The organism is Bariatricus sp. HCP28S3_F11 (genome assembly GCF_052065395.1).
Lineage (GTDB): Bacteria > Bacillota > Clostridia > Lachnospirales > Lachnospiraceae > Allocoprococcus.
Genome location: NZ_JBQHUC010000018.1, coordinates 51,083 through 65,644, shown reverse-complemented (window position 1 = coordinate 65,644; position 14,562 = coordinate 51,083). Strand labels below are relative to the sequence as shown.

Below are 14,562 nucleotides of genomic sequence, written 5' to 3'. Positions count from 1 at the left end.
ACATTATACATGAAAAAGGGGGGTCATTGCTTTTTTATTCGTAAAAAGTGATGAAATCCTTGAAAATATAAGGTTTTAAAGAAAAATAGGACTGTAAAACTTTACAGTACCAAACACAATTGGAGGATGAAAATATGAACTTTCTAAGTATTTTTGATGTCATTGGTCCCAACATGATCGGGCCTTCCAGCTCCCACACCGCGGGTGCTGTTTCCATGGCATTGCTGGCACGCAAAATGTGTCCGAAACCGATTAAAAAGGTAACCTTTACCCTCTACGGTTCTTTTGCCAAAACCTATCACGGCCACGGTACCGATCGCGCACTACTGGGCGGAATTCTTGGATTTTCCACAGATGACGCCAGAATCCGCGATGCTTTCGAGCTCGCGAAAGAATTCGGTGTGGAGTATGAGTACATCATTGATGAGGAGACGGTAACCGATCATCCGAATACTGCCGATATCGCAATGACCGGAATTAACGGCTACGAACTGATGGTTCGCGGGGAATCCATCGGGGGCGGCAAGATAAAGATCGTGCGTATTGGTAATATCGATGTGGAATTTACCGGAGAATACAGTACACTCATCGTAAAACAGCTCGATACTCCGGGTGTCGTTGCACATATTACCCAGTGTCTCAGCAACCAGAATGTAAATATCGCTTTCATGCGCCTGTTCCGGGAAGATAAGGGTGCTACTGCTTATACAGTAGTAGAATCCGACGAACCCATTCCGGAGAGCATTCTGGATGATATTCGGACAAATGAAAATGTCCATGAACTGATGCTGGTTCAGATGTAGGAGGTGAGGACAATGGATTTTAGAAACGGACAAGAATTACTGGAACTCTGTCACAAAGAAAATATCAGTATTTCCGAGGTCATGAAGACCCGAGAGATTACTTGCGGAACACTCACTTCCGAGGAAATTGACGAAAAACTGAAAACGGTACTGACCATCATGAAGGATGCTGTGAATGAACCGTTGATGCAGCCGAAACGTTCTATGGGCGGCCTGATTGGTGGAGAAGCTAAGAAGGTTTCAGACTTCGGCAAGACAGACCGAAGTATCTGCGGTTCTCTAATGAGTAAGGCAATTTCCTACAGCATGGCCGTTCTGGAGGTCAACGCCTCCATGGGACTGATCGTTGCCGCCCCCACCGCCGGTTCTGCCGGTGTACTCCCGGGTGTACTACTCGCACTGCAGGAAGAAAAACAGCTGTCAAATGAACTCCTGCATTCTGCGATTTTGAATGCCTCCGCAATCGGTTATATTCTGATGCGAAATGCATCTGTATCCGGCGCCGAAGCCGGATGTCAGGCTGAGGTTGGTGCAGCTTCCGCCATGGCTGCCAGTGCGGTTGTGGAAATCATGGGCGGAACACCGGAAATGTCGCTTGAGGCTGCATCGATCGCCATGTCCAACCTGCTCGGAATGGTATGCGATCCGATCGCCGGACTGGTCGAAGCTCCATGTCAGAGCCGTAACTCCATCGGTGCTGCAAACGCAATCACTTGTGCAGAACTTGCCCTTTCCGGTGTCACTCACCCGATTCCGTTTGATGAGATGGCCGAAGCAATGTACCGCGTAGGCAAAAGTATTCCGTTCGAGCTTCGCGAGACAGCAATGGGCGGATGCGCCGGAACACCGACCGGATGCGCTTTGGGATGTCATGCCTGCTCCAAGGCTTAATGATTCGGAAATAAAAAAATCCCGTGGAATTCTTTTTACACATGAAATTCCACGGGTTTTTCTTTTTGCTATCCTCTATATTTTCAAAATTAATACACCAGCCTGCTTCCGTTCAGTTTAATCACCCTGTCAATCTGATTCCACGATGCCATCCTGTAGGAATACGCCGCCGACTCAAACAAGGCATAAATACTGCTTCCGTCCTGATAGATCTGCTCCAGACGTTCCGGAAATTTGATCGTCTTATATGCCTCTGAAGATGACAGAATTCCATATCTTGAATAATTAAATATCTGTACTTCCGAAGGCATGATCCCCCAGGATATCGTAAGCAGGATCTTATTATTGTAAAATGCCATCCCCTGAACTTTTCCTGAAATCACCTGCATACTCACAGCACATGCCACCGGATCGATCACTCCTACCGTCCGCTTCAGATTCATATCCGATTTTTCATACAAGGTTCCGTCTGCGTTGATCAGGTATTTCTCAATAATACTCGCATTATCCTTGGTAAAAAATCCTACGAAGAGCGCTCCGTCATGATAGGTCATAAAAGAGGCCCTCTGAATCCGGTAAAGATTGTATGAGAGATCAAATTCAATGGGCTGATAATTCTCCGTAAAATCATAACTTTCCAGGTGCTTCAGCGTAATTGCATTTGCCTGCGCCCAGGTAGAACCCTGCCCGGTGATCCAGAGATTATGATTCATGGTGTCATATGCCATTCCACCGACATGAGCCCGGGTCCCCAGCACGATTTCTTTTACATACTCATGCGTTTTCTTATCAATCACATAAATGACAGAATTATGCTCCTTCGTTCTGCAGTACGCACTGATCAGGACATAATCCTCCGTAATCGCCAGCCCCTGCGGCGTCATGGACGTACAGACATGCGGCGTGCCTTCTTTCTTATACTGAATCGTCCTGGTCGCCTTGAGTCCCGGCACAACGTAAGTTCCGTATTCCTCATCCGCCTCATCTTCATCGCACGCATATTCATAAACCGTGCTGTTCCGCTTCAAGGTCCTCAGATATCGTTCCATCGTATAAACAGGATCTGTATTCGTCTCGGTCAGTTCCGTTTCCGGCTCTGTCTCGGCACGGTACTCCCACGCATAATACCAGTAACCCGTCCCGATAGCGGCAACAATCAGAAACGCTGCAAGCCTGCGCCGGAATCTTTTCCAGTTGATTCGTTTCTTTTTTTCTTTTTTCGACGGGTTATCTGTTCTGCCCGCCATTTCCTGTGTATCCTTGTGTTTCTTTTCCTTCATTTGCAGTCACTTCGTCTTTATATTCTTTCTGAGAGGAGAAACCTTTTCCCTTTACCTCATTCACATGCCCGATCACCATAAATGCTTCCGGATCCGTTTCCTGTACGAGTCGGTTCAGACGCACCAGTTCCCGGTTTGAAACCACCGTCATGATCATTTTCTGCTCATTTTTCAGATACCCCGTCTGCACATGGAATAAAGTGGTTCCCCTATCCAGTTTTTCCTGAATCTGTGCATTTAACTCATTATATTTTTCAGAAACGATGCTGACCTGCGTCTTCGTTGTCCCGATCAAAAGGATTTTGTCCAAAACCATGGTATAGACCAATACCAGCAGAATTCCATAGATGATCTGTTCTTTATCGGAAAACATCATCTGCATGAGCAGGATCGCGAAATCAAAAGCATACATCAGAACCGATACCGGAATTCCAAAATACTTGTTAAGCACCAGTGGCGGTATGTCCATACCACCGGTCGATGCTCCCGCTCGAATCACAATTCCGATTCCAAATCCGATCATCAGTCCTCCGCAGATCGTAGATAACATGCGGTCTGTTGTAATATCAGATAATACCGGGATGTTCTGAAAAGCGCCAAGAATCACCGGGTAATAGAATGTACTGATCAGTGTCGTTAATGCAAATTTTTTTCCCAGAGCAAGTGCCCCGACCAAAAACATCAGCACATTAAAAATCATTACAAATGTATGCAGCGGAACATTCAAATAATGTCCAAGCGTCAGACCGATTCCGGTTGTTCCTCCCATAATCAGCGAACTCGGCAAAATAAACACTACGATTGCCAATGCATAAATCGTATTCCCCAGTAATACCATTCCCCAATTCTTCATATCTTTTATTTTCATCATTCTCTCCCGATATTTTGATTCTTTCCTATGCACCTTCCCCGATGTGCATCTTTACAACAGTAATAGTATACTCGCGGAGTTATTGCATAACAAGTGATATTTCAATATTTTCTGTATTTTTTATTCGAAAATACTATGTCCCATTCTTTTATTCTGAGCTATAATAAAGATATAGTTTTATGGCAGGGCAGTACCGATTTTGCCCGGAATCTGCCAGAAGAAAAGAGGTATCATATGAATCAGATTGAGCAACTTCAGGAAATGATCGATGAAAGTCATAATATTGTATTCTTCGGCGGTGCGGGGGTCTCCACCGAAAGTAATATTCCGGACTTCCGCAGCGCTGACGGCCTGTATCAGCAGCAATACAAATACTCTCCGGAACAGATTGTAAGCCATTCATTTTTCATGAGAAACACAGAAGCTTTTTATGAATTTTACAAAGAGAAAATGATGTTTCTTGATGCGAAACCGAACCCGGCACACTATAAGCTCGCTGAACTTGAGGCTGCCGGAAAACTGACGGCCGTGATCACACAAAATATCGACGGTCTTCATCAGGCAGCAGGCAGTAAAAACGTACTGGAACTGCACGGAAGCATTCATCGCAATTATTGTATGCGCTGCGGTAAAAAGTACGATGCCGCCTATGTTAAAAATTCTGACGGAATTCCAAAATGTGAATGTGGAGGGACCATCCGACCGGATGTCGTGCTCTATGAAGAAGGGTTAGATTCCGTTATTATTCAGAAAAGTATCAGTGCGATCGCAAATGCTGATATGCTGATTATCGGTGGAACCTCCTTGGTCGTTTACCCTGCTGCGGGATTTATTGATTATTTCCGGGGAAAGAACCTGGTTGTGATCAATAAGAATACTACGGCTCGGGAAGTGGGAGCATCGCTTACGATACATGAACCGATTGGGGAAGTGCTTTCTAAAATTTGTTGTTGAGAAGAGGGACGCCCCCACGCTCCCCGGTTTTATTCCGGACTCGCTTTCGCTCGGGGGAAAACGCAGCGGTACTATGATGCCAGGTTGTCGCCTGCCGGCGACTCCTGCCATCAAGTGCCGGCGTTTTCCACGGTCCGGAATCAAACCGGGGAGTGTGGGGGCTGAGATTCTTATGTTGTACGTGGGATAAGTATAAGACGGGAGATATTGGTACATATGAAGGGGGCTGCGGCTTCTTTGGGAAGCGCAGCCCTCTGAGTTTAAACGGGATTATGCCTTATGGGACCTGTTGTTAGCAGGTTTTGAAGAATTGGTAAAGGCCTTCGAGAGCTTTGGTGAGGACGGGAATCTCGTCTTCGGTGATGTGTTCCAGGATGGCTTCTACCATTTTTTTGTGGAATTCGGCGTGGTGGTGGTAGGCTTTTTCGCCTTTGGGGGTGAGGTGGATGTTGACCACGCGTCTGTCTTCTTCGCTTCGTTCGCGGAGGACGTATTTTTTGTTGACCAGGGCGTTCATGGAGGTGGTGAGTGAGCCTACGGTGATTCCGAGTTTGCGGGCGATGTTGGACATTTTATCTCCTTCTCCGAGACCGACGGCTTCGATGATATGCATATCGTTGTTCGTCAGGTCTTTGAATTCTTCGGTGATGACCGCTTTTTCTTCTAATTCTAATATATCGTTGAACAAATGTACAAATAATTTGTTAATGCTCTCGTATGCGTCCACGAATTTTCTCCTCTGGTACTTGTTTTTCTTTTATTATACACAGCTTTCGAACAAAGAATCAATCACTTCTTTTACAGTTTCTATTTTTTCTGCTTTCCATGCATCAGCGCCGCAGAAAAGTAATGCATTTTCAATGTTGCCTTTTGCCGCGTTGATGAGAGCCTCTGTAATGCAGTATGGTGTTTTTGCCGGGTTGCATGTTTTGATGCATGCAAGACATTTTTTGGGAGGACGGCGCTCTCCTTCCATGATGTGTCGGATGAAGGGATTGGCGATGGCTCTTCCGGGCATTCCTACCGGGCTTTTTACGATCAGGATATCTTCCGGTGCGGCGTTCAGATAGCTTTCTTTATACCGGATGTCTGCGTCGCATTCCCATGTGGTTACAAAGCGGCTGGCTACCTGGATTGCATCGGCTCCAAGCTCAAATGCGTGTCTGGCTGCGTTTGCATCGCTGATGCCGCCTGCCAGTGCGACCGGAATTCTGCAGTTATATTTCTCTTCGTATGATTTTACGGCTTTGATGATCTTCCTGATTTCTTCATCATATGTGTTCTGATCGAACTGTTCCAGCTGTGCCTCGTCAAATCCAAGATGTCCTCCGGCTTTTGGCCCTTCTATGACGACCAGGTCTGCGGTGCGGCTGTATTTTTTGTCCCAGTATTTGAGGAGCACTTTCACGGATTTTTCTGTTGATACGATCGGAGCGATCTTTGCATCCGTACCTTTTACGAATTCAGGCAGTTCTGTCGGCAGACCGGCTCCGGATATGATCAGATCTGCGCCTGCCCTTGCTGCTTCGCGCACATATTCTCCATAGTGCTGCATGGCAACCATAATATTAAAACCGATCACGCCTTCCGGCGCAATTGCGCGGGCTTTTTCGAGTTCACTGTGAATGGCTCTTAAATTTGCCGCCTTGGAATCTTTCTCAAAATCAGGATCACGAAATCCGATCTGTGCAGCGGAAATGATCCCGATTCCACCTTCTTTGGCAACATTTCCGGCAAGATTTGAGAGACTGATTCCGATTCCCATTCCGCCCTGGATCAATGGTTTTTTCGCCGTCAGATTTCCTATTTTCAATGATGGATATTCCATATCTGTACCCCGTACCTTTCTACATGTTCCGGAAGCGCTGATATCGTTTTTCCGTCAGCTCTTCTGTTGACAAAGCTCCATATTTTTTCAGGAATTCCTGTATGGACCTGTCCATCTCTCCTGTCAATCCTCCCATATTTTCCACAGTCAGATGTTCCGGTTCTTCAAAAACTTTCTCCACAATTCCCGCCTGATACAGGTGGGCTGCTGTAAGTTTCATGACTTTTGCAGCTTCTTCCGCGCGTTTGCTGTCTTTCCACAGGATACTTGCAAAGCCCTCCGGTGACAGGATAGAGTAAATGGAGTTCTCCAGCATCCAGACTTCATCCGAGGTTGCCATGGCGAGCGCTCCGCCGCTTCCACCTTCTCCGATCACAACCGAAAGCACCGGAACTTTCAGACCGGACATTTCAAACAGGTTTCTGGCAATCGCTTCTCCCTGTCCGCGTTCTTCTGCCTCCAGTCCGCAAAATGCACCCGGAGTATCTACAAAGCAGATGATCGGGCGTGCAAATTTTTCCGCCTGTTTCATCAGTCTCAGTGCTTTTCTGTATCCGTCCGGAGACGGCATACCGAAATTCCGTTCAATATTTTCTTTCGTATTTCTTCCCTTAGCCTGCGCAATGACCGTCACCGGCATGCCATGAAACCGTGCAATTCCTCCGATGATCGCTTTGTCGTCCTTGTAGTATCGGTCACCATGAAGTTCTGCAAAATCTGTAAATAAAGCATCAATATAATCGGAACCTACCGGTCTGTCTTTCAGCCGGGAAATCTGAACACGCTCCCAGGCGCTTTTCGCCTTTGGAGTTTCTCTGTGTTCTTCCAGTCCGGTATTGTCCTTTCCTACATTTTCTTCCAAATTCCGCTTTGTACGTCCTTCTGAGCTTTCCGTAAATTGTGACATTTTCCCCGCCTCATGCATGCTTACAAGCTGAGCAAGTGTCTGACGCAGTTCTTTTCGTTCTACAATCTTATCCACAAACCCGTGTTCCAGAAGAAATTCAGATCTCTGGAACCCTTTCGGAAGTTTTTGTCCGATGGTCTGTTCAATCACACGCGGTCCCGCAAAACCGATCAGCGCATTTGGTTCAGCCAGAATGATATCTCCTAACATGGCAAAACTTGCTGTAACCCCTCCTGTCGTAGGATCTGTCAAAACACTGATGTAGAGCTGTCCGGCGTCATGATGCCGTTTTAAGGCTGCAGAAGTCTTGGCCATCTGCATCAGAGAATGAATTCCCTCCTGCATTCTCGCTCCTCCCGAGCATGCAAAGATAATCACCGGAAGCTTTGCCTGCGTCGCGCGCTCAACAGCACGTGTAATCTTCTCACCGACTACTTTCCCCATACTTGCCATCATGAATCGTCCGTCACATACAGCCAGCGCCACTTCACGTCCTTCTATTTTTGCCTTACCGGTCACAACCGCCTCATCCAGCCCGGTCTTCTCCTGAAGCATTTTTACCTTTTCTTCATAGCCTTTATAATGCAGTGGATTTCCGGAGGTAAGGCCCTCGTCCCATGCCTCAAATGTATCTGGATCAGCGATCATTTCTATGCGTCGCATCGCATGTACTCTGAAATAATTTCCGCATTTCGGACAAATATAGTATCCTTTTTTCACATCTTCCGTGAAAATCGCCGCTTTACAGGCATTACATTTTTTCAGAATTCCTTCCGGCACTTCCGGAGATGTCATTCGCTTACCGGATCCTTCATTTTTCCCAAGGTTGATTCCCTTTTTAAACATATTTGCCAACTGCATTTTTCTACTCTCCTGACTCCTGCTGCATTCCTAACTGCTAGACCTCTGTATTTCCCAGAAGTTCCTGTTCTTTTTCTGCTACAAACTCTATATCAAAATTCCCATCCTGATAATCCGGGTGGCTCATGATCTCATACTGATAATCAACATTTGTATCGATTCCCTCAATGATGATCTCACCAAGCGCACACTGCATCTTTCTGACAGCTTCTTTACGGGTCTTTGCGAAAACAATCAGTTTCGCCAGCATATTATCATAATATGGCGGTACGCTGTAACCACTGTAAATAGCGGAATCGATCCGCACCCCTTTTCCTCCCGGGAGGTACATATCCCGAATGGTACCCGGGCATGGGCGGAAATTCTTTGCCGGATTTTCCGCGTTGATCCTGCACTCGATGGCATGACCTGTCAAATGCACGTCTTCCTGCTTTATTGCAAGTTTTTCTCCGTCAGCAATGCGAATCTGAGCCTTGATCAGATCAATTCCGGTCACCCACTCTGTCACCGGATGCTCCACCTGGATCCGGGTATTCATTTCCATAAAATAGAATTTTCCGGTCTTTTCCAAAAGGAACTCGATGGTACCGGCATTTTCATAATGGGCCGCTTTGGCTGCGCGAACTGCTGCGGCTCCCATTTCCGCACGAAGTTCTTCGGAAATGGCCATACACGGGGATTCCTCCACCAGTTTCTGATGGTTTCTCTGAATCGAACAGTCACGTTCTCCCAGATGGATGACATTTCCGTATTTATCTGCAAGGATCTGAAATTCAATGTGTTTCGGATGCTGTACAAAATGCTCCAGATACATGGTGCCGTCTCCGAACGCTGCCTTTGCTTCTGACTGCGCAGTGTGGAATGCATTTTCAAATTCGTCCGGCGTCTGTGCCACGCGCATTCCCTTGCCGCCGCCTCCAAGTGCTGCTTTGATGATCACCGGATACCCGGTCTCTTCTGCAATCTTTGCGCCTTCTTCTGCATCATAAATCGCATGGTCACTTCCCGGAATGACCGGCACATTTGCCTGTACCATTGTGGTTCGCGCCTGGGATTTGTCTCCAAGGCTGCGGATCACATCGGCTCCCGGCCCGATGAAAATAATATTGCATTGTTCGCACAGTTCTGCAAAACGGCTGTTTTCAGACAAGAATCCGAATCCGGGATGAATCGCATCGGCTCCCGAAATAATCGTCGCACTGATGATCTGTTCCATATTCAGATAACTGTCTGAGGACGGCGCCGGTCCGATACAGACTGCTTCGTCTGCAAGCTGTGTGTGAAGCGCCTCTTTGTCAGCTTCCGAATACACCGCAACCGTCTCGATTCCCATTTCTCTGCACGCACGAATGATACGCACCGCAATCTCGCCACGATTGGCAATCAGTATTTTCCTAATCATATCTATCCCCTATCCGATCATCAGCGACAACTCTGCTTTTACAGCCACTTCTCCGTCAACAGAGGCAATTCCTTCCCCGATGACCAGAGGGCCTTTCTGCCGGATGATTCTCGCCTCCAGTTTCAGCTTATCTCCCGGAACGACCTTGCGGCGGAACTTGCAGTTCTTGATTCCCCCGAAATATCCGAGCTTTCCTTTGTTTTCTTCCTGCATCAGAACCGCTACTGCTCCGGTCTGCGCCAGTGCTTCCACGATCAGAACGCCCGGCATGACCGGCTCCTGCGGGAAATGTCCCGCAAAGAAATCCTCACGGTATGTAACGCATTTGTACCCGATGGCATACTCGCCCGGTTCATAGTCCTCAATGTAATCCACCAGCAGAAACGGATGTCTGTGCGGAATGATTTCTTTAATCTCTGTAATACCCAAATGTTTCATCGCTGCCTCCTTACGCAATTCTGAATAACGGCTGTCCGTATTCTACGGCTTCCCCATTCTTTACCAGCACTTCTGTAACAGTACCGTCAAATTCAGATTCAATTTCATTCATCAGTTTCATTGCTTCTACGATTGCCACAGTCTGCCCCTTCTTCACACGGTCGCCCACAGACACAAAAGGCTGGGCATCTTCTGCCGGTGCAGCGTAAAATGTTCCGACAAGTGGAGATTTAACTAGATTTCCGTTCGGTTCCATCGCCGGGATCTCTGCTTTCGCGGCCTGCGTTTTCTGTTCTATTGTAACAACCTGAACGTTTTCATTCGTACCCTTTACCGGTTCTTTTTCTTTTCGGATATTCAGTTTTACATTTCCTTCTTCATATTCAAAGCCACTCAGTGCCGAATCGGAAACGGCCTGAATTAATTTCACCAGATTCTCTAATTCCATCATCCTGCACCTCTAACCTTCATATTTTTTCATCAGCAGGACCGCATTGTGTCCGCCAAATCCCAGAGAATTACTCATTGCATATTTGATTTCCTTTTCCACCGGAGCACCGACTGCATAGTTCAGATCACATTCCTCATCTGTTTCTTTTGTTCCGATCGTCTGATGAATGAATCCGTCCTGGATGGATTTTACACAAGTCACACACTCTACCGCGCCTGCCGCACCGAGCAGATGACCGATCATGGATTTCGTCGAGTTGACTACAAGATCTTTTGCCGCATCACCGAATGCTCTCTTGATCGCATAGGTCTCGAACAGATCATTGTGGTGTGTGCTGGTTCCGTGTGCATTAATATACTGAACCTCCGACGGAGTCACACCTGCTTCTTCCATGGCAAGTTCCATCGCTTTGGCAGCTCCGCTTCCATCCTCCGCCGGGGAAGTAATATGGTATGCATCTCCGGTGGAACCGTATCCTACAAGCTCTGCATAAATCTTCGCGCCTCTGGCCTTTGCATGTTCCAGTTCCTCCAGAACGACCACGCCTGCCCCCTCTCCGAGAACGAACCCGCTTCTGTCCTTATCAAACGGAATGGAAGCTCTCTTCGGATCCTCACTGGTCGTAAGCGCAGTCAGCGCGGTAAATCCTGCCACACCAGTCGGACAGATACAGCTTTCGGTTCCGCCTGCAAACATCACATCCGCATCGTCGTACTGGATTGCACGGAACGCATCACCGATACAGTTGGTTCCGGTCGCACAGGCTGTGACAACATTTGTGCATTTTCCCTTCAGTCCAAGCTGAATCGAAACATTTCCGGCTGCCATATTGGAGATCATCATGGGAACCATCAAAGGAGCAACTCTTCCCGGCCCCTTCTGCAGAATCGTGGTGTACTGTTTTTCAATCTGCTGAAGGCTTCCGATACCGGAACCGATGATCACACCGCAGCGGTACGGGTCTTCCTTTTCAATCTCGAAACCGGCATCCTCACAGGCTTCTTTTGCAGCCACAACCGCATACTGTGAGAATGTTTCCATACGTTTTGCCGCTTTAAAATCCATGCGTTCCTTCGCAGAAAATCCTTTTACTTCTGCCGCGATCTTTACTTTATAATTTGATGTGTCAAATTTGGTGATCGCACCGATTCCGCATCTGCCTTCTTTGATTCCTTCCCAAAATTCATCTACCGTATTTCCAATCGGCGTAATCGCTCCAAGACCTGTAATCACTACTCTGCGTTTCATATTTCCACCCTCCTATATCGCCATGCCGCCGTCTACCGCGAGCACCTGTCCTGTGATATACCCTGCTTCGTCGGATGCAAGAAATGCCGCTGCCGCTGCAATATCTTCTGTCTGCCCCATACGTCCCAAAGGAATCTGTTTCAAAGTTTCTTCTTTCACTTTGTCGGATAACACATTCGTCATATCCGTTTCAATATATCCCGGAGCAATCGCATTCACCGTAATTCCACGACTCGCAAGTTCCTTTGCCGCGGATTTTGTCATGCCGATCACACCTGCTTTTGATGCTGCGTAATTGATCTGTCCTGCGTTTCCGGAAATTCCCACTACAGAAGACATATTAATGATTCTTCCGCTTCTCTGCTTCATCATCTGTCTGGACGCAAACCTTATGCAGTGGAAAGTTCCTTTCAGATTCACGTCTACAACATTCGTAAAGTCTTCCTCACTCATCCGCATGATCAATCCGTCTTTCGTGATACCTGCATTATTTACAAGAATATCGATTCTGCCGAACTGATCGATCACTTCCTTAATAAATGCTTCGCACGCGTCATAGTCCGCCACATTGCACTGCTTGATCACGGCCCGGCCGCCATCTGCTATAATACTTTGTTTTACTTCCTCCGCTTTCTGTGCAGAACCGTTATAATTAATGACCACCGTCGCTCCAAGCTGCGCAAACTTCATTGCTATTGCCTTCCCGATTCCGCGGGATGCACCGGTCACTACTGCGATTTTTCCGTTTAACATATTTCTTCTCCTCTACTAAACAGTCAATTCCAAGACCACCTTGTCTATGTCTTCCCAGGTTCCAATGTTGTAAACCTTTACGCTGCGGTCAATTTTCCTCAGAAACCCTGCCAGCGTTTTGCCCGGCCCGATTTCTACAAACGTATCCACGCCTTCCGCGATCATACGCTCTACACTTTCCTGCCAGCGCACGGAAGCCGCAACCTGTTCAGCCAGAAGTTTCTTCGTTTCACGAATGTCGGTTACATATTCGGCCGTTACATTTGTCACATAAGGAATCTGAAGTGGTTCCATTTCTACTTTTTCCATTTCTTTCGCAAGTTCTTCACCTGCTTGTTTCAGCATCGGTGAATGGAACGGACCGCTGACATTCAGAAGCACCGCCCTTTTAGCTCCCGCTTCTTTTAATATTTCTGCCGCTTTCTCCACCGCTTTCGTCTCACCGGTGATAACGATCTGGCCCGGGCAATTGTAATTTGCCACCGTGACTCCTTCCAAATCCTTAATCCCTTCTTCGATTACCGATGCATCCATTCCAAGGATTGCCGCCATGGCGCCTTCTCCTGCCGGAACCGTATTCTGCATCAGAATCCCTCTTTTTCTCACCAGATAAATTGCATCCTCTTCCTTCATGCCTCCAGAGACGCTGATCGCGCAATACTCGCCAAGACTAAGTCCCGCCGTCACATCCGGTTTCAGACCTCTTTCCTCCACAACCTTCGTCATGGCAAGGCAAGTCGTCACAAGCGCTGCCTGTGTATATTCGGTCAGATCCAGTTTCTCATTTTCTTCAAAGCATAATGCTTTCATATCTATTTGCAAAAGTTCGCTCGCCTTATCATAGACAGCCTTTGCAAGTTCACTATTTTCATAAAAATCTTTTCCCATGCCGGCTTTCTGGGCGCCCTGCCCCGGGTAAATAAATGCAATCTTAGCCATAGATATTCAGTCCTCCGATCAGCGCATCTGTCTCCTTCACCAGCTTCTGGATCAGCTCCTCACAGCTCAGGATTTCTTTCACCATTGCCGCACTCTGTCCGGCCATCACGCTGCCGTTTACAACATCGCCGTCTACGACCGCTTTGCGAAGTCCACCCAGAGTCAGCTGCTCCAGTTCCTCAAAGCCTGCTCCCGCTTTCTCCATATCCAGATACTGTTTCGTCATCTGATTTCTCAGAGCACGTACCGGATGGCCGGTTGTTCTGCCGGTTACTCTGGAATCGATATCCTTTGCTTTAAGGATTGCTTTTTTATAATTTTCATGAACCATAGATTCTTTCGTTGCCACAAAATGGGTTCCCATCTGTACCGCTCTTGCTCCAAGCATAAATGCAGCCGCAATTCCTCTTCCGTCTGCAATTCCACCCGCAGCAATAACCGGAATGTTCACCGCATCAACGATCTGCGGAACCAAAACCATCGTCGTATTCTCGCCGATATGTCCTCCCGCTTCTGTTCCTTCCGCTACCAGCGCATCCGCACCGCAGCGCTCCATTCTTTTTGCAAGTGCAACGGAAGCCACAACCGGGATGACCTTAACCCCTGCTTTCTTCCACATTTTCATATATTTCTCTGGATTTCCAGCACCAGTGGTAACCACCTTCACGCCTTCTTCCGCTACCACTTTTGCCACTTCATCCGCATAAGGACTCATGAGCATAATGTTGACACCAAATGGTTTGTCAGTCAGTTTCTTTGCTTCTCTGATCTGTTCGCGTACCCATTCTGCCGGGGCACTCGCAGCTCCAATGAGTCCAAGCCCACCGGCATTTGATACGCCGGCCGCAAGATGATACTCAGCAACCCAGGCCATTCCTCCCTGGATAATCGGATACTCTATTCCAAGTAATTCGGTTACTTCTGTCTTCATATTAC

General features: G+C 47.4%; 15 protein-coding genes. 3 read left to right on the top strand and 12 right to left on the bottom strand.

Translation table 11 applies throughout. The features are described from left to right. Nucleotides 1-134 precede the first annotated feature (134 nt). Both sdaAB and sdaAA read left to right on the top strand, forming a co-directional pair. Nucleotides 135-803, top strand: coding sequence for an L-serine ammonia-lyase, iron-sulfur-dependent subunit beta (gene sdaAB, locus ACTNBR_RS09870; RefSeq protein ID WP_441017931.1), 669 nt, complete (start codon nucleotides 135-137; stop codon nucleotides 801-803). Nucleotides 804-815: 12 nt separating this feature from the next. Further along, nucleotides 816-1,694: an L-serine ammonia-lyase, iron-sulfur-dependent, subunit alpha gene (gene sdaAA, locus ACTNBR_RS09865; protein WP_441017929.1), complete on the top strand. Its 879-nt coding sequence runs from the start codon at nucleotides 816-818 to the stop codon at nucleotides 1,692-1,694. A gap of 89 nt (nucleotides 1,695-1,783) precedes the next feature. Here sdaAA and ACTNBR_RS09860 read toward each other — a convergent pair whose 3' ends face one another. Beyond that, nucleotides 1,784-2,941, bottom strand: a complete 1,158-nt coding sequence (locus tag ACTNBR_RS09860) for a YncE family protein (protein ID WP_441042699.1) — start codon at nucleotides 2,939-2,941, stop codon at nucleotides 1,784-1,786. Continuing rightward, complete coding sequence (locus ACTNBR_RS09855) at nucleotides 2,922-3,842, bottom strand: YitT family protein (protein WP_427807837.1); 921 nt, start codon at nucleotides 3,840-3,842, stop codon at nucleotides 2,922-2,924. The genes ACTNBR_RS09860 and ACTNBR_RS09855 overlap by 20 nt, the downstream gene beginning before the upstream one ends. 237 nt (nucleotides 3,843-4,079) lie before the next feature. Between ACTNBR_RS09855 and ACTNBR_RS09850 the strand changes: the two genes are divergently transcribed. After that, nucleotides 4,080-4,799, top strand: a complete 720-nt coding sequence (locus ACTNBR_RS09850) for an NAD-dependent protein deacylase (protein ID WP_441017927.1) — start codon at nucleotides 4,080-4,082, stop codon at nucleotides 4,797-4,799. Nucleotides 4,800-5,091: 292 nt separating this feature from the next. Here the strand turns inward: ACTNBR_RS09850 and ACTNBR_RS09845 are convergent, their stop codons facing one another. The 10 genes from ACTNBR_RS09845 to fabK are packed head-to-tail and all read right to left on the bottom strand — an operon-like array spanning nucleotide 5,092 to nucleotide 14,557. Next, nucleotides 5,092-5,526, bottom strand: a complete 435-nt coding sequence (locus ACTNBR_RS09845) for a MarR family winged helix-turn-helix transcriptional regulator (RefSeq protein WP_427818836.1) — start codon at nucleotides 5,524-5,526, stop codon at nucleotides 5,092-5,094. A gap of 33 nt (nucleotides 5,527-5,559) precedes the next feature. Then, nucleotides 5,560-6,627, bottom strand: coding sequence for an NAD(P)H-dependent flavin oxidoreductase (locus ACTNBR_RS09840; protein ID WP_441017925.1), 1,068 nt, complete (start codon nucleotides 6,625-6,627; stop codon nucleotides 5,560-5,562). Nucleotides 6,628-6,646: 19 nt separating this feature from the next. Beyond that, nucleotides 6,647-8,395, bottom strand: coding sequence for an acetyl-CoA carboxylase carboxyltransferase subunit alpha (locus ACTNBR_RS09835; RefSeq protein WP_441017923.1), 1,749 nt, complete (start codon nucleotides 8,393-8,395; stop codon nucleotides 6,647-6,649). 37 nt (nucleotides 8,396-8,432) lie between these two features. Next, a complete protein-coding gene (locus ACTNBR_RS09830; RefSeq protein ID WP_427807731.1) occupies nucleotides 8,433-9,797 on the bottom strand; it encodes an acetyl-CoA carboxylase biotin carboxylase subunit in 1,365 nt (454 codons plus the stop codon). 9 nt (nucleotides 9,798-9,806) lie between these two features. Further along, nucleotides 9,807-10,235, bottom strand: coding sequence for a 3-hydroxyacyl-ACP dehydratase FabZ (fabZ, locus tag ACTNBR_RS09825; RefSeq protein ID WP_427807733.1), 429 nt, complete (start codon nucleotides 10,233-10,235; stop codon nucleotides 9,807-9,809). A 10-nt stretch (nucleotides 10,236-10,245) separates the two neighbouring features. Next, entirely contained in the window at nucleotides 10,246-10,683 is a 438-nt protein-coding gene (gene accB / locus ACTNBR_RS09820; RefSeq protein ID WP_427807839.1) for an acetyl-CoA carboxylase biotin carboxyl carrier protein, read from the bottom strand. Between the two features lie 12 nt (nucleotides 10,684-10,695). Then, the gene (gene fabF, locus ACTNBR_RS09815; RefSeq protein ID WP_441017921.1) at nucleotides 10,696-11,934 is read right to left on the bottom strand and encodes a beta-ketoacyl-ACP synthase II; all 1,239 of its coding nucleotides are present in this window, start codon (nucleotides 11,932-11,934) and stop codon (nucleotides 10,696-10,698) included. Between the two features lie 12 nt (nucleotides 11,935-11,946). Then, a complete protein-coding gene (gene fabG / locus ACTNBR_RS09810) occupies nucleotides 11,947-12,687 on the bottom strand; it encodes a 3-oxoacyl-[acyl-carrier-protein] reductase (protein WP_441017919.1) in 741 nt (246 codons plus the stop codon). Nucleotides 12,688-12,702: 15 nt separating this feature from the next. Then, nucleotides 12,703-13,626 carry an ACP S-malonyltransferase gene (gene fabD / locus ACTNBR_RS09805; RefSeq protein WP_441017917.1) on the bottom strand — a complete coding sequence of 308 codons (924 nt, stop codon included), beginning with the start codon at nucleotides 13,624-13,626 and terminating at the stop codon, nucleotides 12,703-12,705. Continuing rightward, the gene (gene fabK / locus ACTNBR_RS09800) at nucleotides 13,619-14,557 is read right to left on the bottom strand and encodes an enoyl-[acyl-carrier-protein] reductase FabK (RefSeq protein WP_441017915.1); all 939 of its coding nucleotides are present in this window, start codon (nucleotides 14,555-14,557) and stop codon (nucleotides 13,619-13,621) included. The genes fabD and fabK overlap by 8 nt, the downstream gene beginning before the upstream one ends. Between the last annotated feature and the right edge of the window lie 5 nt (nucleotides 14,558-14,562).

Bases quoted from the DNA above. Each gene is read 5' to 3' on its own strand.
- sdaAB (WP_441017931.1), top strand. From the start codon at position 135: ATGAACTTTCTAAGTATTTTTGATGTCATTGGTCCCAACATGATCGGG.
- sdaAA (WP_441017929.1), top strand. From the start codon at position 816: ATGGATTTTAGAAACGGACAAGAATTACTGGAACTCTGTCACAAAGAA.
- ACTNBR_RS09860 (WP_441042699.1), bottom strand. From the start codon at position 2,941: ATGGCGGGCAGAACAGATAACCCGTCGAAAAAAGAAAAAAAGAAACGA.
- ACTNBR_RS09855 (WP_427807837.1), bottom strand. From the start codon at position 3,842: ATGAAAATAAAAGATATGAAGAATTGGGGAATGGTATTACTGGGGAAT.
- ACTNBR_RS09850 (WP_441017927.1), top strand. From the start codon at position 4,080: ATGAATCAGATTGAGCAACTTCAGGAAATGATCGATGAAAGTCATAAT.
- ACTNBR_RS09840 (WP_441017925.1), bottom strand. From the start codon at position 6,627: ATGGAATATCCATCATTGAAAATAGGAAATCTGACGGCGAAAAAACCA.
- ACTNBR_RS09835 (WP_441017923.1), bottom strand. From the start codon at position 8,395: ATGCAGTTGGCAAATATGTTTAAAAAGGGAATCAACCTTGGGAAAAAT.
- ACTNBR_RS09830 (WP_427807731.1), bottom strand. From the start codon at position 9,797: ATGATTAGGAAAATACTGATTGCCAATCGTGGCGAGATTGCGGTGCGT.
- fabZ (WP_427807733.1), bottom strand. From the start codon at position 10,235: ATGAAACATTTGGGTATTACAGAGATTAAAGAAATCATTCCGCACAGA.
- accB (WP_427807839.1), bottom strand. From the start codon at position 10,683: ATGGAATTAGAGAATCTGGTGAAATTAATTCAGGCCGTTTCCGATTCG.
- fabF (WP_441017921.1), bottom strand. From the start codon at position 11,934: ATGAAACGCAGAGTAGTGATTACAGGTCTTGGAGCGATTACGCCGATT.
- fabG (WP_441017919.1), bottom strand. From the start codon at position 12,687: ATGTTAAACGGAAAAATCGCAGTAGTGACCGGTGCATCCCGCGGAATC.
- fabD (WP_441017917.1), bottom strand. From the start codon at position 13,626: ATGGCTAAGATTGCATTTATTTACCCGGGGCAGGGCGCCCAGAAAGCC.
- fabK (WP_441017915.1), bottom strand. From the start codon at position 14,557: ATGAAGACAGAAGTAACCGAATTACTTGGAATAGAGTATCCGATTATC.